The 19,621-nt window shown below is 70.5% G+C and carries 15 protein-coding genes and 1 tRNA gene; 6 read left to right on the top strand and 10 right to left on the bottom strand.

Going from position 1 to position 19,621, the window contains the following annotated elements; all coding sequences use genetic code 11:
* Positions 1-9: 9 nt before the first annotated feature.
* The 5 genes from NBW76_RS09260 (at position 10) to NBW76_RS09240 (ending at position 5,014) form a co-directional block, all read left to right on the top strand.
* A complete protein-coding gene (locus tag NBW76_RS09260) occupies positions 10-825 on the top strand; it encodes a DUF554 domain-containing protein (protein ID WP_056555689.1) in 816 nt (271 codons plus the stop codon).
* A gap of 121 nt (positions 826-946) precedes the next feature.
* Entirely contained in the window at positions 947-2,290 is a 1,344-nt protein-coding gene (locus NBW76_RS09255) for a branched-chain amino acid ABC transporter permease (RefSeq protein ID WP_055965872.1), read from the top strand.
* A 10-nt stretch (positions 2,291-2,300) separates the two neighbouring features.
* On the top strand, positions 2,301-3,296 hold the full coding sequence (locus NBW76_RS09250; RefSeq protein ID WP_055965870.1) for a branched-chain amino acid ABC transporter permease: 996 nt from the start codon (positions 2,301-2,303) through the stop codon (positions 3,294-3,296).
* A complete protein-coding gene (locus tag NBW76_RS09245; RefSeq protein ID WP_055965869.1) occupies positions 3,286-4,188 on the top strand; it encodes an ABC transporter ATP-binding protein in 903 nt (300 codons plus the stop codon). Before NBW76_RS09250 ends, NBW76_RS09245 begins: the two co-directional genes overlap by 11 nt.
* Before the next feature lies 1 nt (position 4,189).
* Positions 4,190-5,014, top strand: coding sequence for an ABC transporter ATP-binding protein (locus NBW76_RS09240; RefSeq protein ID WP_055965867.1), 825 nt, complete (start codon positions 4,190-4,192; stop codon positions 5,012-5,014).
* A gap of 519 nt (positions 5,015-5,533) precedes the next feature.
* Here the strand turns inward: NBW76_RS09240 and NBW76_RS09235 are convergent.
* Together NBW76_RS09235 and NBW76_RS09230 are read right to left on the bottom strand one after the other, a co-directional pair.
* A complete protein-coding gene (locus NBW76_RS09235) occupies positions 5,534-6,799 on the bottom strand; it encodes an ABC transporter substrate-binding protein (protein ID WP_055965865.1) in 1,266 nt (421 codons plus the stop codon).
* 130 nt (positions 6,800-6,929) lie between these two features.
* Positions 6,930-7,598 (bottom strand): ANTAR domain-containing response regulator, encoded by a 669-nt coding sequence (locus NBW76_RS09230; protein ID WP_055965862.1) that lies wholly within the window; start codon positions 7,596-7,598, stop codon positions 6,930-6,932.
* Positions 7,599-7,627: 29 nt separating this feature from the next.
* On the opposite strand from NBW76_RS09230, the gene NBW76_RS09225 reads away from it, so the two are divergent.
* A tRNA-Leu gene (locus NBW76_RS09225) sits at positions 7,628-7,710 on the top strand.
* Positions 7,711-7,760: 50 nt separating this feature from the next.
* Here NBW76_RS09225 and NBW76_RS09220 read toward each other — a convergent pair.
* The 8 genes from NBW76_RS09220 to trpB form a co-directional block, all read right to left on the bottom strand.
* Positions 7,761-8,027, bottom strand: coding sequence for a DUF3072 domain-containing protein (locus tag NBW76_RS09220; protein ID WP_056555686.1), 267 nt, complete (start codon positions 8,025-8,027; stop codon positions 7,761-7,763).
* Positions 8,028-8,085: 58 nt separating this feature from the next.
* On the bottom strand, positions 8,086-9,543 hold the full coding sequence (gene pyk, locus NBW76_RS09215) for a pyruvate kinase (protein ID WP_055965857.1): 1,458 nt from the start codon (positions 9,541-9,543) through the stop codon (positions 8,086-8,088).
* 151 nt (positions 9,544-9,694) lie between these two features.
* The gene (locus tag NBW76_RS09210; RefSeq protein ID WP_056555684.1) at positions 9,695-11,176 is read right to left on the bottom strand and encodes a glutamate synthase subunit beta; all 1,482 of its coding nucleotides are present in this window, start codon (positions 11,174-11,176) and stop codon (positions 9,695-9,697) included.
* Positions 11,169-15,704, bottom strand: a complete 4,536-nt coding sequence (gene gltB, locus NBW76_RS09205; protein ID WP_056555816.1) for a glutamate synthase large subunit — start codon at positions 15,702-15,704, stop codon at positions 11,169-11,171. The genes NBW76_RS09210 and gltB overlap by 8 nt, the downstream gene beginning before the upstream one ends.
* Before the next feature lie 237 nt (positions 15,705-15,941).
* Positions 15,942-16,664, bottom strand: a complete 723-nt coding sequence (locus tag NBW76_RS09200; RefSeq protein WP_055965853.1) for a VIT1/CCC1 transporter family protein — start codon at positions 16,662-16,664, stop codon at positions 15,942-15,944.
* A 41-nt stretch (positions 16,665-16,705) separates the two neighbouring features.
* Positions 16,706-17,542, bottom strand: coding sequence for a prolipoprotein diacylglyceryl transferase (lgt, locus tag NBW76_RS09195; protein WP_055965851.1), 837 nt, complete (start codon positions 17,540-17,542; stop codon positions 16,706-16,708).
* The gene (trpA, locus tag NBW76_RS09190; protein WP_055965848.1) at positions 17,539-18,333 is read right to left on the bottom strand and encodes a tryptophan synthase subunit alpha; all 795 of its coding nucleotides are present in this window, start codon (positions 18,331-18,333) and stop codon (positions 17,539-17,541) included. Before trpA ends, lgt begins: the two co-directional genes overlap by 4 nt.
* Entirely contained in the window at positions 18,330-19,556 is a 1,227-nt protein-coding gene (trpB, locus tag NBW76_RS09185) for a tryptophan synthase subunit beta (RefSeq protein WP_056555681.1), read from the bottom strand. Before trpB ends, trpA begins: the two co-directional genes overlap by 4 nt.
* Positions 19,557-19,621 lie beyond the last annotated feature (65 nt).

The following is a 19,621-nucleotide window of genomic DNA, read 5'->3' as shown; positions in this document are numbered from 1 at the left end:
AGAGCGTACATGTTCATCGGGGCAGGCACGCTCACCAACGTGCTCACCGTGCTCGTCGGCGGTGGGCTCGGGCTCCTCGTCGGGCACCGCCTGCCCGAACGCGTCCGCACGACCGTCACGTCGGCACTCGGCCTGGTCACGCTGCTCATCGCCGCCGACGCCGCCGCAGCCGTGAACAGCGACGCCCTGACCTCCTCGACCGGTCGCGGCGCGCCGACGCTGATCGTGCTCGGCTCGCTCGCCGTGGGCGGGATCATCGGCTCCTTCGCCCGGCTCGAGGACCGGCTCGAGGACCTGGGCGGGTTCCTGCAGCGCCGCCTCGGCGGCTCGGCCGCCCGTCAGGTCCCCCTGGGCGATCCCGCCGGCCCCACCACCGACGGCGGCCCCACCGACCGTGGCCCCGACGACGGTGACCGCGAACGCTTCGTGCAGGGCTTCGTCATCGCCTCGCTCGTGTTCTGCGTCGGGCCGCTCACCATCCTGGGCTCGCTGAACGAGGGACTCGGCCGCGGCGCCGAGCAGCTGCTGCTCAAGTCCACCCTCGACGGCTTCGCCGCCCTGGCCTTCGCGGCGGCGTTCGGCGTCGGTGTGCTCGCGTCCGCGATCTCGGTGCTGGTGGTGCAGGGATCGCTCACCGGGCTCGGCGTCCTCGTCGGCGGACTCCTGCCCGCCGCGCACCTCGACGCCGTGGGCGCGACCGGCGGCCTCATCCTCGTCGGGGTCGCGCTGCGGCTGCTCGACCTGAAGCAGCTCCCGGTGGCCGACCTGCTGCCCGCCCTGCTGGTGGCCCCCGCTCTCACGCAGCTCGCCGTCGCCCTCGCCTGAGTCGACTTCACAGAACTGTTACCTGGCGAGTCTCCAGATGGGACCTCCTGCCACCCTCCCGGGGATATAGTCCCCGGGACGAAGGCGCCACCTGCGCTGCCCGAACCTCCAGGAGACCTGCGTGCGACTGACATCCAAGGTCCTCGTGTCGGCGATCCTGGCGTGCCTGGTCGTCCTGGTGCCGCTCGGCGGCGCCTCGGCGACCGACGCGCCATCGCCCAGCACGAGCCCCTCGGCGCCCACCGCGGCCGCCACCCCGCCGGACGGCCCGTACGTGGGCGTGACGCTGCAGAACAGCGGCGCCGACGCCGGGCCCATCGCCGGAGCCACGCTGACGGCCTCCACGTCGGACGGCACGGAGGTCGGCGAGGCGGTCACGGGGCCTGAGGGCCGCGCCTTCATCCCGATCCCCGAGCGCGGCACCTACGTCGTCACCCTCGACGTCGACTCGCTCCCGGCCGGCATCGAGTTCGCCGGGAGCCCCGAGCGCACCGTGAACGCCCTCCTCGACGGCGGCAACTTCGTGCAGTTCCAGATCGGCGTGGTCGAGCAGACCGGCCCGCCGCTCGGCGAGCGGTTCGCCGCCGCCATGGTCAACGGCGTCAAGTTCGGCCTCATCATCGCGCTCGCGGCGCTCGGCCTGTCGCTGATCTTCGGCACCACGAAGCTGACGAACTTCTCCCACGGCGAGCTGATCACCTTCGGCGCCATCGCGACCTACGTCGCCAACCGCGCCTTCGGCCTCCCCGTGATCCTCGCGATCATCGCGGCGGTGGTCGCGTCCGCGGCCTTCGGCTGGCTCCAGGACAAGTTCCTCTGGAAGCCGCTGCGCAGCAAGGGCGTCGGGATCATCGCGATGATGATCGTCTCCATCGGCTTCGGACTCTTCCTGCGCAACATCTTCCAGTACACGTTCGGCGGCTCGCGACGCTCGCTGTCGCAGTACGTCAACCAGAGCCGTGAGACCTACGGACCGTTCTCGCTGGCGGACAAGGAGCTCGCGATCATCGGCGTCGCGGTCGTCGTCCTGACCGTCACCTGCGTCGTCCTCATGAAGACCCGCCTCGGCAAGTCCATGCGAGCGGTCGCCGACAACCCGGCCCTCTCGGCCTCGTCGGGCCTGCGGGTCGACGGCGTCATCCGGTCGGTCTGGGTGCTCGGCACCGCACTGACCGGGCTGGCCGGCGGCCTGCTCGCCGTCAACAGCCAGGTCAACTTCCTCATGGGCTTCAAGCTGCTGCTGCTCGTCTTCGCCGCGGTCACCCTCGGCGGCCTGGGCACCATCTGGGGCGCGCTCGTCGGCTCCATGATCATCGGGATCATGGTCGAGGTCGGCACGCTCGAGATCGGGTGGTGGCCCGGTGTCCCCTCGTCCATCAAGGAGGTCGGCGCGCTCGTCGTGCTGATCCTCATCCTGCTGATCCGGCCGCAGGGCATCCTCGGCCGCGCCGAGCGGATCGGCTGAAAGGGCTCTCATGGACTTCGGAAGCATCCTCAACTCGGCACTCTCCTCCGCCCTCGGGCCGCAGGCGATCGTGTTCGCGCTCGCTGCGATCGGCCTCAACATCCACTTCGGCTACACCGGCCTGCTGAACTTCGGCCAGGCCGGGTTCATGGCCGTGGGCGCCTACGGCCTGGCCGTCACGGTCGTCACGTTCGACCAGTCCTTCTGGCTCGGCATCGTGGTGGCCATCGTCGCCTCGATGCTGCTCGCCCTCGTGCTGGGCGTCCCGACGCTGCGGCTCCGGGCCGACTACCTCGCGATCGCCACCATCGCCACGGCGGAGATCCTCCGCCTGGTCTTCGGCGCGGTCGAGACGAAGGACGTCTTCGGCGGGTCGAACGGTCTGACGGGCTTCGCGTCGACCTTCCAGGACCTCAACCCGTACGGCGGGGGCATCGACCTCGGGATCGTCTCCTTCCGACGCGGTGACCTCTGGTCGCTCACCGTCGGCTGGGCGCTCGTGGCGCTGGCCTGCCTGCTCGTGTGGCTGCTGATGCGCAGCCCGTGGGGTCGTGTCCTGCGCTCCATCCGCGAGGACGAGGACGCCGTGCGCTCGCTCGGCAAGAACGTCTTCGCCTACAAGATGCAGGCCCTCATGCTCGGTGGCGTCTTCGGTGGCCTCGCCGGTCTCTTCCTGGCCCTCAAGCAGGCGTCGGTCGTGCCCAGCGACTACTCCACGAACGTGACGTTCTTCGCCTACACGGCCCTGCTGATCGGCGGTGCGGCCCGCGTGCTCGGACCGGTCATCGGCGCGATGATCTTCTGGTTCCTCATGGCCGGCATCGGCTCCTTCTTCAGCCAGGCCACGGCCGGCGACAACCCGCTCATCCCCGACTGGGCGATGAGCGACATCCAGGCCAGCCTGGTGCGACTCATCCTCGTGGGCCTGGGACTGATGCTCCTGATGATCTACCGACCCCAGGGAATCTTCGGCGACCGGAAGGAGCTGGCGATCGATGCCCGCTGACACCACCAACCAGGTCGACTCCCTCGCGGGGGTCGCGAACACGCCGGGCGTCGCCAAGCCCGACCCGATCCTCAAGGGCACCTCGATCACCCGGCAGTTCGGTGGCCTCAAGGCCGTCGACGTCGACCACGTCGAGATCCAGCGGGGCGTCATCACGGCCCTCATCGGCCCGAACGGTGCGGGCAAGACGACGCTGTTCAACCTGCTGACCGGCTTCGACGCCCCCGACACCGGCGAGTGGTCCTTCAACGGCTCGTCGCTGCAGAAGGTGCCGGCCTACAAGGTCGCGCGCCGCGGCATGGTGCGCACGTTCCAGCTGACGAAGGTGCTCTCGCGCCTCACCGTCATCGAGAACATGCGCCTCGGTGCCACGGGCCAGCGGGGTGAGAGCTTCTGGTCCGCGCCCTTCCGCGCGCTGTGGTCCTCCCAGGAGGCCGAGATCACCGCCCGCGCGGACGAGCTGCTCGCCCGGTTCAAGCTCGACGCCAAGCGCGAGGACTTCGCCGGGTCGCTGTCCGGTGGTCAGCGCAAGCTCCTCGAGATGGCGCGCTCCCTCATGGTCGACCCCGAGCTGATCATGCTCGACGAGCCCATGGCCGGCGTGAACCCGGCGCTGAAGCAGTCGCTGCTCGGTCACGTGAAGTCGCTGCGCGACGAGGGCCGCACGGTCCTGTTCGTGGAGCACGACATGGACATGGTCCGTGACATCTCCGACTGGGTCATCGTCATGGCGCAGGGCAAGATCGTCGCCGAGGGCACGCCCGAGCAGGTCATGTCCGACCAGGCCGTGATCGACGCCTACCTGGGTGCGCACCACGACACCGACATCACCGAGCTGGACGAGAGCGAGCTCGAGGCGGCCACCGAGGCCGAGCTCGACGAGGAGGCCTGACATGTCAGAGATCCACGAGCCCGGCCACGGCACCAGCCGCGAGGCGGCCCGCGACGCGAACTTCGCGGAGGAGCAGGCCAAGCACTCGGCCGGGGCCGAAGGTGCGATCCTGCGCGCCGACGGTCTGATCGCGGGCTACCTGCCGGGCGTGAACATCCTCAACAGCGCCGACCTCTACTGCCAGCCGGGTGAGCTCGTCGGCATCATCGGTCCGAACGGTGCCGGCAAGTCGACGCTGCTCAAGGCCCTGTTCGGCCTGGTGACCATCCACGAGGGCACCGTGACCCTCGACGGTGCCGAGATCACCAACCAGCGAGCCGACCAGCTGGTCACCAAGGGCATCGGCTTCGTGCCGCAGTCCAACAACGTGTTCCCGAGCCTGACGATCGAGGAGAACCTCGAGATGGGGTGCTACCAGGCACCCAAGCGGTTCGCCGAGAGGTTCGGGTTCGTGACGGACCTGTTCCCGCGGCTGGGCGAACGACGCAAGCAGCGAGCCGGCTCGCTGTCCGGCGGCGAGCGCCAGATGGTCGCCATGGGCCGGGCGCTCATGATGGACCCGAAGGTGCTGCTGCTCGACGAGCCCTCGGCCGGCCTCTCCCCCGTCCTGCAGGACGAGGTCTTCGTACAGACGCGCAACATCAACAAGGCCGGCGTCTCGGTCATCATGGTCGAGCAGAACGCCAAGCGCTGCCTGCAGATCTGCGACCGCGGCTACGTGCTCGACCAGGGCCGCTCGGCCTACTCCGGCACGGGTCGCTCGCTCGGCAACGACCCCAAGGTCATCGAGCTCTACCTCGGCACCCTGGGCAAGAAGGCCAGCTGACGCCGCACCGCACCACCCACGACGAAGCCCCCTGGCCGACGGTCAGGGGGCTTCGTCGTGTCCCCGCCGCTCCCCCGACGCCTCAGGGCTGTGCCGGAGATTCCCAGGTCGACCTGGGAATCCTGCAGAAGCACGGGAAGCAAACCGTGCAGACGTGGGAAAGCCGTGCACTCCGGCCCCATCGGTGGATCTGGCACGTCAGGAGCGCAGGTGCGGTTGCTGAGCCACCGATGAAGGGCGCGCGGTGCGTTCTCCGCCGAGTCCCCGCTCGGGCGGGGAACGGCGCAGACCGCGGTCCGGAGGCTCGGCCGAGACGCTGGGATCGGCCCGGGAAACTGCAGAAGCACGGGGAGCAACCCGTGCAGCTGCAGGGGAAGCCGTGCAGTCCGGAGGATTCCCAGGTCGACCTGGGAATCTCCCTGACGGTGGGGACGGGGCGGAAGGTCCGACGCGCGGACATGACGAGGCCCCCGGGTGGAACCCGGGGGCCTCGTGCGGGACGTGCGCTACGTCAGCGGATCAGATGTTGCCGCTGATGTAGTCGACCGCCTTGTAGGTGTTGTCGGCGCCGTACTCGTAGATGCCGATCGAGGCGGCCGTGGGGCTGCCCGTCTCGCCGAGCTCGATCGGACCGGAGACACCGTCGTAGTCGATGTCCGTGCCGTCGGCGAGCAGGTCGGCGCACGCCTTGAACTCGGTGCACTTCTCGCCGCCGGTCGTGATGCCCGGGATCTCCTTGGCGATCTTGTCGCCGGCGTCGCTGTCGGCCGCGATGGCCGCGAGCGCCGAGACGATGACCGCGTCGTAGGACTCCGCCGAGTAGGAGTAGTCCTTGAGGTCGGGGTCGACCTCGAGCAGACGGTCCTTGAAGTCACCCGAGGTCTCGGCACCGGGGATGGTGCCCTTGGTGCCCTCGAGCGTGCCGTCGGGCAGCTTGCCCGCGTAGTCGGCCGTGTTGCCGTCGACGAAGTACGTGTCGACGTCCTGCGGGCCGGCGCCGGCCTGGACCAGCTGCGGCACGATCGTCGTGGTCTCCTCGAAGGCGACCAGCACGACCGCGTCGGGCTTGGCGTCGGCGATCTCCTGGACCTGCGAGTCGTAGGACTGCGCGTTCTCGCCGTAGAAGACCGTGGCAGCGACCTTGCTGCCCGCGTTCTCCAGGCCCTTGCCGATCTCCTCGGCGAGGGTCTCGCCGTAGGCGTCCTGACGGGCGAGGATGGCGACGTTCTGCTTGCCGTCCTCGATCAGCAGGTTCGACATGACCGCACCCTGGAGGATGTCCGAGGGCGCCGTGCGGAAGTACAGGTCAGGCTTGGAGTAGTCGCCGTTGTCGAAGTCGGTCGACGTGTTGGCGGGCGAGAACATGACCGAACCGGCCGACATGATCTTGTCGATGACCGTCATGGAGACGCCCGAGGAGGCCGCGCCGACGATGACGTCGGACTTGGCGTCGAGCAGCTTGTCGGTCTCGGCGGGGGCGATGCCCGAGTCGGTGTCGCCCGAGTCGGCCTTGACGCCCTTGACGTCCTTGCCGAGGACTCCCCCGGCCGCGTTGACGTCCTGGATGGCGAGGTCGACGCCGGCGAACTCCGGCGGGCCGAGGAACGCCAGGCTGCCGGTCTGCGGCAGCAGCGAGCCGACGGTGAGGACGCCGTCGGACTTCGACGCGGCCGCCTTGTCGTCGCCGCCGTCTCCGCCGTCGTCGCCACCACCGCAGGCGGCGAGCACGAGGGCGCCCGCTGCTGCGACCGTGGCCAGTCGCATGGTCCTGGTACTGCGCTTCATTGATCCTCCGGGGAACTGTGGTTCGGCCCCCGACGGGCCGAGCCGTAGGTCGAAACTAGTCGCCAGCAGGGTCACCGGGGTCAGCCTGGCAGGAATGTCGTGCTTCGTAGCCAAGTTGTAACCCGCGCGCTCACTCCGGCAGTTCTCCGGCGTCCCCACGAGTGGATCCGTCGACGCCGTGCTCGACCACGCGCTCGGCGACGGTCCGCATCGACATCCGCAGGTCCATGGCCGTGCGCTGGATCCAGCCGAAGGCCTCGGGCTCGCTCAGTCCCAGCGCAGCCTGCAGCTGGGCCTTGGCCCGCTCGACCACCTTGCGCGTCGCGAGCTGGTCGCTCAGGTCCTCGACCTCGGCCTCCAGGGCGGCCAGCTCCGCGAACCGGCTGCGGGCCATCTCGATGGCCGGCACCAGGTCGGAGGCGGTGAACGGCTTCACGAGGTAGGCCATGGCGCCGGACTGGCGCGCACGCTCGACCAGCTCGCGCTGACTGAACGCCGTCAGCATCACCACCGGCGCGATCCGCTGGCCGGCGATCCGCGTCGCCGCGGCGATGCCGTCGAGCCGCGGCATCTTCACGTCCATCATCACGAGGTCGGGCTCGAGCGACGTGGCGAGCTCCACGGCCTCGAGCCCGTCGGCCGCCTGCCCGACGACGTCGTACCCCTCCTCCTCGAGCATCTCGGCGAGGTCGAGGCGGATCAACGCCTCGTCCTCGGCGATGACGACGCGAGGCCTCGCGGCGGAGGCGTCGCGGGCCGCGTCGTCGGGGAGGGCCGTCTCAGGTGGGGTGGGGCTCACGTGAGAAGGTTATCGGGCGCTCTGGGCGCGCCGACTTGGCGGAATGGTAGACGCGACGGTCTCAAAAACCGTTGTCCGAGAGGGCGTGCGGGTTCGAGTCCCGCAGTCGGCACATCACCCGGCGCCACCCCCCGCGCCGCCGCGCCGGCGGACCGCCGGGGCTCACGTCGACGTGCCGCGGCCGGTCTCCTGCTGCAGCCGTTCGATGTGCTCGGAGGCCTCGGCCTTGGTGAGGTCGGCCGACAGCGTCTCCCCCGCGTCGCGGGCGAGCGTGTCCAGGTAGCTGCGCTGCGCCCCGGTCATGGGCTCGTCGCCGGTCACCCAGTCCTCCGGGTCCTTCACGGTGGTCCCGCCCGCGTCGGCGCCGAGGACCTCGCCCGTGGGCCGAGTGGTGTCGTCACCGTCAGAATGCATGTTCGATTCAGTCATGGTCCCACCGTAGGCCGGGACCCGGACAGGCGCTCGTCGAGCGACGGCGCGCGGCGACTCAGTCCTCGTCGGAGGGGTGCGCGTAGGCCGGCACGACCCGGTTGATCGCGTCGCCCATGCGGTGGATCCGCAGGGCGTTCGTGGATCCCGGGATGCCCGGAGGGGCACCGGCGACGATCACGACCTCCTCGCCCTGCGTGCAGCGCGCGACCTCGAGCAGGCGCTTGTCGACCTGCATCACCATCTCGTCGGTGTGCTTGACCTCGGGCACCAGGAAGGTCTCCACGCCCCAGGTGAGGGCGAGCTGGTTGCGGGTGAGCGGGTCGGGCGTGAACGCGATGACCGGGATGGCCGAGCGGTACCGCGACATGCGCCGGGCCGAGCCGCCGATCGTCGTGAACGCGACGACGTAGCGCGCGTCGATGGACTCGGCCACCGTGGCGGCGCCGCGGCAGATGATGCCGGCGCGGGTCTTGGCCTGCCAGGTGTAGGCGGCCATGCGCGGCAGGCCGTGGTCCTCGGTGGACTCGATGATGCGGGCCATGGTGCGCACGGTCTGGATCGGGTACTCCCCCACGCTCGTCTCGCCCGAGAGCATCACCGCGTCGGCCCCGTCGAGCACCGCGTTGGCGACGTCGGAGGCCTCGGCGCGCGTGGGGCGCGGTGCCGAGATCATCGACTCGAGCATCTGCGTGGCCACGATCACGGGCTTGGCGTTGCGCCGCGCCTTCTCGACGATGAGCTTCTGCACGATCGGCACGTCCTCGAGCGGCAGCTCGACACCGAGGTCGCCGCGCGCGACCATCACGCCGTCGAAGGCGTCCATGATCTCGTCGAGGTTCTCGACCGCCTGGGGCTTCTCGATCTTCGCGATGACCGGACGGTGGATGTCGAGGTCGCGCATGACGCTGCGCACGTCGTCGGCGTCCCGGGCGTTGCGCACGAAGGAGAGCGCCACGAAGTCGACGCCCAGCTGCAGCGCGAAGCGCAGGTCGGCGATGTCCTTGTCGCTCATGGCCGGGACGCTCACGGCGACGCCGGGCAGGTTGATGCCCTTGTTGTTGCTGAGGCGCCCGGCGGTCTCGCAGATGGTGACGACGTCGGTGCTCGTGACCTCCACGGCGCGCAGCCGCACCCGGCCGTCGTCGACGAGGATCTCGTCGCCGGGCGAGACGTCGCCCGGCAGGCCCTTGTAGGTCGTGGAGGCGCGCTCGGCGTCGCCGGGCACGTCGTCGACGGTGATGGTGAACCGGTCGCCCAGCGCGAGGTCCACCGGGCCGTCGGCGAACCGACCGAGCCGGATCTTGGGGCCCTGGAGATCGGCGAGGATGGCGATCGCCTTGCCGGTGCGCTCGGCGGCCGCGCGCACGTGGCCGTAGTTCTCCTCGTGGTCGGCATGGTCGCCGTGACTCATGTTGAGTCGCGCGACGTCCATGCCCGCCTCGGCGAGCTGGAGGATGCGCTCGGCGGTCCCGACGGCCGGTCCGAGCGTGCAGACGATCTTGGCTCTACGCACACCCCGACCCTACCGACGTGGGACCAGTACCCGCGAGTCACTTTGTGGTGCGGCGCAACAAATCTCCCGACCGTCCAGTCCCACGCACGGACGAGGGCCGGGAGCAGCGCTCCCAGCCCTCGTCGAACGCAGTCCTCGTGACGTGCTGACCTCAGACCATCATCGGCCGGTCGTTCGGCTTGATCGGACGCGGCAGCGGGCTGTGCCCACCGGTCAGGTACGCATCGACACCCGCGGCGGCCGAGCGGCCCTCCGCGATGGCCCACACGATGAGCGACTGGCCACGGCCCGCGTCGCCGGCGACGAACACGCCCGGCACCGACGACATGAAGTCCTTGTCGCGCACGACGTTGCCGCGCTCGTCGAGGTCGACACCGAGCTGCTCGACGAGACCCTCGCGCTGCGGGCCGGTGAAGCCCATCGCGAAGAGCACCAGCTGGGCCGGCAGCACCTTCTCCGAGCCCGGCACCTCCTCGAAGCGACCGTCCTGCATCTCGACCTCGACGATGCGCAGGCCCGAGACGTTGCCGTCGTCGTCGCCGACGAACTCCTTGGTGGAGACGGCGTACACGCGGTCGCCGCCCTCCTCGTGCGCCGACGCCACCCGGTAGGTCATCGGGTAGGTGGGCCACGGCTGGTTCTCCGGGCGGTCCTTCCCCGGCTGCGGCATGATCTCCAGGCTGGTGATGGATCGCGCACCCTGACGGATCGAGGTCCCGAGGCAGTCGGCGCCGGTGTCGCCGCCACCGATGATGACGACGTCCTTGTCGGTGGCGAGGATCTGCTCCGACCCGTCCGTCGTCGGCTCGGCACCCAGCGCGGCCCGGTTGGCCTGCGGCAGGAAGTCCATGGCCTGGTGGATGCCACCGAGCTCACGGCCCGGGGCGGGCAGGTCGCGACGGACCGTGGAGCCGATGGCGAGGACGACGGCGTCGTAGCGGTCGCGCAGCTGGCTGCCCGTGAGCGTGTCGCCCACCTGGACACCGCTGCGGAACACGGTGCCCTCGCGCTGCATCTGCTCGATGCGTCGGTCGACGTGGACCTTCTCCATCTTGAACTCGGGGATGCCGTACCGCAGCAGTCCGCCGGGCTTGTCGTCGCGCTCGTACACGGCCACCGTGTGACCGGCCCGCGTGAGCTGCTGGGCCACGGCGAGACCAGCCGGGCCCGACCCGACGACCGCGACGGTCTTGCCGGTCAGGTACTCCGGGGGCTCGGGACGCACGTTGCGCCACTCCCACGCCCGGTCGATGATCGAGACCTCGACGTTCTTGATGGTGACGGGCTCGCGGTTGATGCCGACGACGCAGGCCGTCTCGCACGGCGCGGGGCACAGCCGACCGGTGAACTCGGGGAAGTTGTTGGTCGCGTGCAGCCGGTCGATCGCCTCGATCCAGTCGTCGCGCCACACCAGGTCGTTCCACTCCGGGATCAGGTTGCCCAGCGGGCAGCCCTGGTGGCAGAACGGGATGCCACAGTCCATGCAACGCCCGGCCTGCTCGGAGATGATCGGGAGCAACGCCTTGCCGGGCCCACCGGGGTAGACCTCGTTCCAGTCGTTGACCCGCTCGTCCACGGGACGACGGGGTGCCACCTCTCGGGCGGTCGTGATGAAACCTCGGGGATCAGCCACGTGCGGCCACCTCCATCATGCGTGCGGTCGTGTCGTCCTCGGACAGGCCCTCGGCCTCGGCCTCGGCCTTGGCGTCGAGCACCTTGCGGTAGTTGACGGGCATGACCTCCGTGAAGCGTGCGAGCGACTGCTCCCACGCGCCCAGCAGCTGCTCGGCCACGGCCGAGCCGGTCTCCTCGTGGTGCTTGGCGACCAGGGTCCTGAGCGACTCGGCCGCCTCGGACCCCGCCTCGACCGGGTTGAGCTCGACCATGTCGGGGTTGACCAGCGAGTGGTCGAGGTCCAGGACGTAGGCCTGTCCCCCGCTCATGCCGGCAGCGACGTTGCGACCCGTGGGGCCGAGGATCACCACCGTGCCCCCGGTCATGTACTCGAGCGCGTGGTCCCCCACGCCCTCGACGACGGCCCGCGCACCGGAGTTGCGCACGCAGAACCGCTCGCCGACCTTGCCCCGCAGGTAGATCTCGCCACTGGTGGCACCGAAGCCGATCACGTTGCCGGCCACGATCTGGGCCTCGGCCGCGAACCGTGCGTCCCGCGGCGGGCGCACGATGATGCGTCCGCCGGAGAGACCCTTGCCCACGTAGTCGTTGCCGTCGCCCTCGAGGCGCAGCGTGATGCCGTGCGGCACGAAGGCGCCGAACGACTGGCCGGCCGACCCGAGGAAGGTCAGGTCGATGGTGTTCTCCGGCAGGCCCTCGCCGCGGTAGCGCTTGGTCAGCTCGTGGCCGAGCATGGTGCCGACCGTGCGGTTGACGTTGCGGATCGCGAGCTGCGCCCGCACCGGCTCCCCACGCTCCAGCGCGTCGGCCGAGAGCCTGATCAGCTCGGCGTCGAGCGCGACGTCGAGACCGTGGTCCTGGACCGTGGTGTTGCGCAGCGAGGCACCCTCGGGCAGCGCAGGCACGTAGAGGATCGGCGACAGGTCGAGGCTGGCGGCCTTCCAGTGGTCGACGGCCTTCTTGACGTCGAGCACCTCGGCGTGGCCGACGGCCTCGTCGATCGAGCGGAAGCCGAGCTCGGCGAGGTACTCGCGGACCTCCTGCGCCAGGAACTCGAAGAAGTTCACCACGTACTCGGCCTTGCCCGAGTACTTCTCGCGCAGCTGACGGTTCTGCGTGGCCACGCCCACCGGGCAGGTGTCCAGGTGGCAGACCCGCATCATGATGCAGCCGCTCACCACGAGCGGAGCCGTGGCGAAGCCGAACTCCTCGGCACCGAGGAGCGCCGCGACGACGACGTCGCGGCCGGTCTTGAGCTGGCCGTCGCACTGCACGACGATGCGGTCGCGCAGCCCGTTGACCAGCAGCGTCTGCTGCGTCTCGGCCAGGCCGAGCTCCCACGGACCCCCGGCGTGCTTGAGCGACGTCAGCGGGGACGCGCCCGTGCCGCCGTCGTGGCCGGAGATCAGCACGACGTCGGCCTTCGCCTTCGAGACGCCCGCCGCCACCGTGCCGACACCGACCTCGGAGACCAGCTTGACGTGCACGCGGGCCGACGGGTTGGCGTTCTTGAGGTCGTGGATGAGCTGCTTGAGGTCCTCGATCGAGTAGATGTCGTGGTGCGGCGGCGGCGAGATGAGACCGACGCCGGGCGTCGAGTGCCGCGTCTTGGCCACCCACGGGTACACCTTCGGGCCGGGCAGCTGGCCACCCTCGCCGGGCTTGGCACCCTGAGCCATCTTGATCTGGATGTCGTCGGCGTTGGAGAGGTACTCGCTCGTGACGCCGAAGCGGCCGGACGCGACCTGCTTGATCGAGGACCGACGCTCGGGGTCGTAGAGACGCTCGGGGTCCTCGCCGCCCTCACCGGTGTTGGACTTGCCGCCCAGTCGGTTCATGGCGACGGCGAGCGTCTCGTGCGCCTCCTGGCTGATGGAGCCGTAGCTCATGGCCCCGGTCGAGAACCGCTTGACGATCTCGCTGACCGGCTCGACCTCGTCGATCGGCACCGGCGGACGCTCGCCCTCCTTGAAGGTGAACAGGCCACGCAGCGTCATGAGCCGCTCGGACTGGTCGTCGACGCGCTGCGTGTACTTCTTGAAGATGTCGTAGCGGCCCGACCGGGTGGAGTGCTGGAGACGGAAGACCGTCTCGGGGTCGAACAGGTGCTCCGGGCCCTCGCGGCGCCACTGGTACTCGCCGCCGACCTCGAGGAAGCGCCGGCGGCCGACGATGCCCTGGGACGGGTAGGCACGGGCGTGCCGCGACGCGACCTCGGCGGCGATGACGTCGAGCCCGACGCCGCCGAGCTTGCTCGACGTGCCGGTGAAGTAGGCGTCGACGACCTCGTGGGACAGGCCGACGCACTCGAAGATCTGCGCGCCGGTGTAGGAGGCGACGGTGGAGACGCCGATCTTGCTCATGACCTTCAGCACGCCCTTGCCGAGGCCGTAGGCCACGTTGCGCAGCGCCTGCTGGGGCTCGACGTCGCGCACGAAGTTGCCCTCGCGTGCCAGGTCCTCGGCAGACTCCAGCGCGAGGTACGGGTTGACCGCCGTGGCGCCGTAGCCGATGAGCAGGGCGACGTGGTGGACCTCGCGGACGTCGCCGGCCTCGACCAGCAGGCCGGCCTGCGACCGCAGCTTCTCGCGGACCATGTGGTGGTGCACGGCCGCGGTGAGCAGCAACGACGGGATGGGGGCGCGCTCGGAGTCGGAGTGCCGGTCCGAGAGCACGATGATGCGCGCACCGTCGGCGACGGCCCGCGACACGTCGGCGCAGATCTCGTCGATCTTGGCCGCGAGCGCCTCGCCGCCGCCGTTGACGTCGTACAGCCCGCGCACCACGTGCACGCTGAACCCCGGCATGTCGCCGTCCTTGTTCATGTGCCGGATCTTGGCGAGCTCGTCGTTGTCGATGACCGGGAACGGCAGCTGCAGCATGCGGCAGGAGGCCGGGCTCGGCTCGAGCAGGTTCGCCTCCGGTCCCATGGTGCCGGCGAGCGACGTGACGACCTCCTCGCGGATGGCGTCGAGCGGCGGGTTGGTCACCTGCGCGAACAGCTGGCTGAAGTAGTCGAACAACATCCGCGGGCGGTCCGAGATCGCGGCGATGGGCGTGTCGGTGCCCATCGAGCCGATCGCCTCGGCGCCGGTCCGGGCCAGCGGCGCGAGCAGGATCCGCAGGTCCTCCTCGCTGTAGCCGAAGACCTGCTGGCGACGGGTGACCGACGCGTGCGTGTGGATGATGTGCTCGAGGTCGGGCAGGTCCTCGAACCGGACCAGCCCGGAGTAGAGCCACTCGTCGTAGGGGTGCTCGCCGGCGAGCCGGTTCTTGATCTCCTCGTCCTCGACGACGCGGTGCTCGTCGAGGTCGAGCAGGAACATCTTGCCGGGCTCGAGCCGGCCCTTGCGGGTGATGGTCGCGGGGTCGAGGTCGAGCACGCCCGCCTCGGACGCGAGCACGACGAGACCGTCGTCGGTGATCCAGAACCGACCGGGGCGCAGGCCGTTGCGGTCCAGCACGGCACCGATCTGCGTGCCGTCGGTGAAGCAGACGCACGCCGGACCGTCCCAGGGCTCCATGATCGAGGAGTGGAACTCGTAGAAGGCCCGCCGGGCCGGGTCCATGACGTCGTTGTTCTCCCAGGCCTCGGGGATCATCATCATCACGGCGTGCGGGAGCTCGCGGCCACCGAGGTGCAGCAGCTCGAGCACCTCGTCGAGCGAGGCCGTGTCGCTGCCCTCGGGGTCGCAGATCGGGTACAGCCGGCTGAGGTCGCCGGGGATCAGCTCGCTCTCGAGCGTCGCCTCACGGGCCCGCATCCAGTTGCGGTTGCCACGTGCGGTGTTGATCTCGCCGTTGTGCGCGACGAACCGGAACGGGTGGGCGAGCGGCCAGCTGGGGAACGTGTTGGTGGAGAACCGGCTGTGCACGATCGCGAGCGCCGACTCCATGCGCTCGTCGAGCAGGTCGGGGAAGAACTCGTCGAGCTGCTCGGTGGTGAGCATGCCCTTGTAGACGAGGGTGCGCGACGACAGCGTCGGGAAGTAGACGCCGGTCTCGTGCTCGGCACGCTTGCGCAGGCAGTACGCGAACCGGTCCAGCTCGATGCCCTCGCGCGACCGATCGGTGGACTCCACGTAGAGCAGCTCGAACGACGGCATCGCGCCGAACGCCATGGACCCGAGGATCTCGGGCTTGACGGGCACGGGACGCCAGCCGAGGACGGTCAGCGCCTCCTCGGCAGCGATCGCCTCGACCCGCTGCTTCGCCTCGGCGGCGGCCTCGGGCTCGGTCGGCAGGAACGCCAGGCCCACCGCGTAGTGGCCGGCCTCCGGCAGCGTGAACCCCTGCTCCTGCGCGACCGCCCGGACGAACCGGTCGGGCACCTGCATGAGGATGCCGGCACCGTCGCCGGTGTTCTCCTCGGCGCCCACCGCGCCGCGGTGGTCGAGGTTGCGCAGCGCGGTCAGGCCGTGCTTGACGATCTCGTTGCTCGGGATCCCCGAGAGCGTGGCGACGAAGGCGACGCCGCAGGCGTCACGCTCGTGCACCGGGTCGTACAGGCCCTGTGCGGCAGGCAGTGCCGAGAACTTGGGGGCCGAGAACGTGGGGGCCGAGAACGTCGGGCCGACCGTGCCGGGCTGCTGGAGCTCAGGAGGAATGGATGCGCTCACCGAGAGGTCCCTTCTCGCGTCATCATGGATGGGTGCTGGACCACCGATGCGGTGGCCCGACCGTGGGACGACGTTGGCCCAGGACAGCATCGTCACTGTACAGGCACGACGACCCGGGAGCGAGCAGGGCCGACCGGTCGCGCGTCACCCGAGCTGGGTCCCCACCGCCTCGCCGATGAGGTAGGTGATGCCGGCCGCGGCTCCGCCGAGCACGAGCTGCCGCAGCCCGCCGTACCACCAGGCGCGGCTCGTCACCCTCGTGACGATCGCGCCGCAGCCGAACAGCGCCAGCAGCGACACGACGATGGTCGGGACCGACGAGCTCGCCCCCAGCACGAGCGGCAGGAGCGGGATCAGGGCCCCGACGGTGAAGGCCCCGAACGACGACATGGCCGCGACCATCGGCGAGGGCAGCACGTCGGCGTCGATGCCCATCTCCTCCGCGGCGTGCACGGCGACCGCGTGGTCCAGGTCGAGGTGCACCTGCCGGGCCACCTCTCGCGCGGTGGTCTCGTCGACACCCTTGGCCATGAAGGTGGCCGCCAGCTCGGCCTCCTCGGCCGGGCCGTTGCGCACGATCTCGTCGCGCTCCACCGCGAGCTGGGCCTGGGCCAGCTCGCGCTGGCTCGCGACGGACGTGTACTCACCGGCCGCCATCGAGAACGCGCCGGCGGCCAGGCCCGCCAGGCCGGCGATGATCACCGGGGCGCGCTCGGTGCTGCCTCCGGTGACGCCCATGATGAGCGCGAAGTTCGACACGAGGCCGTCCATGGCCCCGAAGACGGCGGGCCTCAGCCACCCGCCGTTGACGTCCGGGTGCTCGTGGGAGACCGCGCCCGGGTCCGGCAGCGGTTCAGGGGTGCTCATGGGACGAAACCTACGCCTGCACCCGGTGCGAACCGGAGCGGCTAGGCGGCGTCTGCGGCGGTGCGGCCGCGGCGACGCGCCAGGAGGAAGTACGCCAGTGCACCCACGAACACGATGACCGAGGTGAACACGTTCAGCCGGACGCCGAGGAACTCGTTCGCGGTGTCGATCCGCAGCTGCTCGATCCAGAACCGGCCGGCGGTGTAGAGCATCACGTAGAGCGCGAACGCCCGACCGCCCGTGAGGCGGACCCGACGGTCGATCGCGACGATGAGCGCCGCGGCGGCGAGGTTCCAGATCATCTCGTACAGGAAGGTGGGGTGGAACGTCGCGAACTGCTCGTACCCGTCGGGGCGGTTCTGCGGCGCGATCTCGAGCGCCCACGGCACGTCGGTGGGACGGCCGAAGAGCTCGGAGTTGAAGTAGTTGCCGATGCGACCGACGGCCTGGGCCACGAGGAGCCCCGGCGCGAGCGCGTCGGCCACGGCCAGGAACGACAGGTCGTAGCGGCGACAGGCGATCCACACGCCGAGCGCACCACCGGCGATGGCACCCCAGATGCCGAGGCCGCCGTTCCAGATGTAGAGCGCCTCGATCGCTCGGCGCCCCTCGCCGAAGTACAGCTCGGGGTCGGTGACGACGTGGTAGATCCGCGCGCCGACGATGCCGAACGGGATGGCCCAGATCGCGATGTCGCTGATGGCACCCTCGCGCCCGCCGCGGGCCTGGAGGCGGCGTTCGCCGATCCAGATCGCGAGCAGGGCGCCGACGATGATGCCCAGGGCGTAGGCGCGCAGCGGGAAGGGTCCGACCTCCCACACGCCGGTCGACGGGCTGGGGATGGAGGTCGCGAGGCCCGCGACGGACGACACGGTCATCGGACGACTCCTGCCCGCAGCTCACGGGCCAGCTCGCCGACGGCGGCGACCCCGCTCTCGGCGTCGGGCGCGTCGAGCAGCAGCCGCACGAAGGCCGAGCCGACGATGACCGCGTCGGCGTACTGGGCGATCTCGTGGGCCTGGGCGCCGTTGCTGACGCCCAGACCGACGCCCACCGGCTTGTCGGTGACCTTGCGCAGACGCGCGACGAGCTCGGGGGCCAGCGAGCTGGTCTCCTGACGCTGACCCGTGACCCCCATGACGGCGGTCGCGTAGATGAAGCCGCTCGCCGCGTCGGCGGTCATCGCGAGCCGCGCGTCGGTCGAGGACGGCGCCACGAGGTACGTGCGGTCCAGCCCGTGCTCGCGCGACGCCGCCTCCCACTCGGCGGCCTCGTCGGGGATGAGGTCGGGCGTGATCAGCCCGGCTCCCCCGGCTGCGGCGAGGTCGGCGGCGAAGCGGTCGACGCCGTACCGCTCGACCGGGTTCCAGTAGGTCATGACGACCGTGGGGGCGCCGGTCCCGGCGACACGTCGCACGACGTCGAAGGCCTGGCTCGTGCGGAACCCGTTCGCGAGCGCGGTCTCGGCCGCGGCCTGGATGGTGGGGCCGTCCATGACGGGGTCGCTGTACGGCAGGCCGATCTCGACGAGGTCGCACCCGCCCTCGACCATCGCCGTCAGCGCGGCGACCGACGTGTCCACGTCGGGGAAGCCGGCGGGAAGGTACCCCACGAGGGCGGCGCGGTCGTCGGCACGCGTGCGCTCGAACAGGGCGTCGATCCCGCTCACTCCTCCACGCCTTCCTCGAGCACGACCGGGCCGTCCAGGAGGCCGAAGTACTCGGCGGCGGTGTGCACGTCCTTGTCGCCGCGGCCCGAGAGGTTGACCAGGATGGTGGCGTCCGGTCCGAGCTCCTTCGCCAGCGTCACCGCACCGGCGAGGGCGTGGGCGGTCTCGATCGCCGGGATGATGCCCTCGGTCTTGCAGAGCAGGTCGAAGGCGGACATGGCCTCGGCGTCGGTGGCGGGCACGTACCGGGCGCGGCCGATGGTCGCGAGGTAGGAGTGCTCCGGCCCCACGCCCGGGTAGTCGAGCCCGGCCGAGATGGAGTGCGACTCCATGGTCTGGCCGTCCTCGTCCTGCAGCAGGTAGGAGCGGGCGCCGTGCAGCACGCCGACGTCGCCGGCGGTGATGGGCGACGCGTGCCGGCCCGTCTCGTAGCCGTCGCCACCGGCCTCGACGCCCAGCAGCTGGACGTCGGGGTCGTCGATGAACGCCGTGAAGAGGCCGATGGCGTTGGACCCGCCACCCACGCAGGCCACGGCCGCGTCGGGCAGCCGGCCGGTCAGCTCGAGGACCTGGCGACGGGCCTCGTCACCGATGCCGCGGGTCAGGTCGCGCACCATCGACGGGAACGGGTGCGGGCCCGCGGCGGTGCCGAACAGGTAGGACGTGTGGTCGACGCTGGCCACCCAGTCGCGCAGGGCCTCGTTGATCGCGTCCTTCAGGGTGCGACTGCCGGTGGTGACCGGCACGACCTCGGCGCCGAGCATCTTCATCCGTGCGACGTTGAGCGCCTGGCGCTCGGTGTCGACCTCGCCCATGTAGACGGTGCAGTCGAGGTCGAGGTAGGCGCACGCAGTGGCCGACGCCACGCCGTGCTGACCGGCGCCGGTCTCGGCGATGGCTCGCGGCTTGCCGATCCGCTTGGCCAGGAGAGCCTGCCCGAGGACGTTGCGGATCTTGTGCGCACCGGTGTGGTTGAGGTCCTCGCGCTTGAGCAGCACCCGTGCGCCGACGGCCTCGGAGAACCGGCTCGCCTCGTAGAGGGGGCTGGGCACGTTCGCGTACTCGCGGAACATCCGGTCGAGCTCGCCGATGAACGCGGGGTCGGCCTGCGCGTCGGCCCAGGCCTCGGCCAGCTCGTCGAGGGGCGCGACGAGCGCCTCGGGCATGAAGCGACCGCCGAAGCGGCCGAAGTGGCCGGTGGCGTCCGGCTGTACGTAGGTCATGAGGTCCTTCTCTGGCGTGGCTGCGCGGTGGGTGACGGTGGGGTCGCGGCGACCGTCACCATCGC

The organism is Aeromicrobium sp. Leaf245, assembly GCF_942548115.1.
In the GTDB taxonomy this organism is placed as follows: Bacteria; Actinomycetota; Actinomycetes; order Propionibacteriales; family Nocardioidaceae; genus Aeromicrobium.
Note: the sequence above shows the minus strand (reverse complement) of the source record. Positions and strands in the feature narration are given on the sequence as shown.

Bases quoted from the DNA above. Each gene is read 5' to 3' on its own strand.
- NBW76_RS09200 (WP_055965853.1), bottom strand. From the start codon at position 16,664: ATGAGCACCCCTGAACCGCTGCCGGACCCGGGCGCGGTCTCCCACGAG.
- NBW76_RS09245 (WP_055965869.1), top strand. From the start codon at position 3,286: ATGCCCGCTGACACCACCAACCAGGTCGACTCCCTCGCGGGGGTCGCG.
- NBW76_RS09260 (WP_056555689.1), top strand. From the start codon at position 10: ATGTTCATCGGGGCAGGCACGCTCACCAACGTGCTCACCGTGCTCGTC.
- trpB (WP_056555681.1), bottom strand. From the start codon at position 19,556: ATGACCTACGTACAGCCGGACGCCACCGGCCACTTCGGCCGCTTCGGC.
- NBW76_RS09240 (WP_055965867.1), top strand. From the start codon at position 4,190: ATGTCAGAGATCCACGAGCCCGGCCACGGCACCAGCCGCGAGGCGGCC.
- NBW76_RS09235 (WP_055965865.1), bottom strand. From the start codon at position 6,799: ATGAAGCGCAGTACCAGGACCATGCGACTGGCCACGGTCGCAGCAGCG.
- NBW76_RS09220 (WP_056555686.1), bottom strand. From the start codon at position 8,027: ATGACTGAATCGAACATGCATTCTGACGGTGACGACACCACTCGGCCC.
- lgt (WP_055965851.1), bottom strand. From the start codon at position 17,542: ATGACCGTGTCGTCCGTCGCGGGCCTCGCGACCTCCATCCCCAGCCCG.
- NBW76_RS09250 (WP_055965870.1), top strand. From the start codon at position 2,301: ATGGACTTCGGAAGCATCCTCAACTCGGCACTCTCCTCCGCCCTCGGG.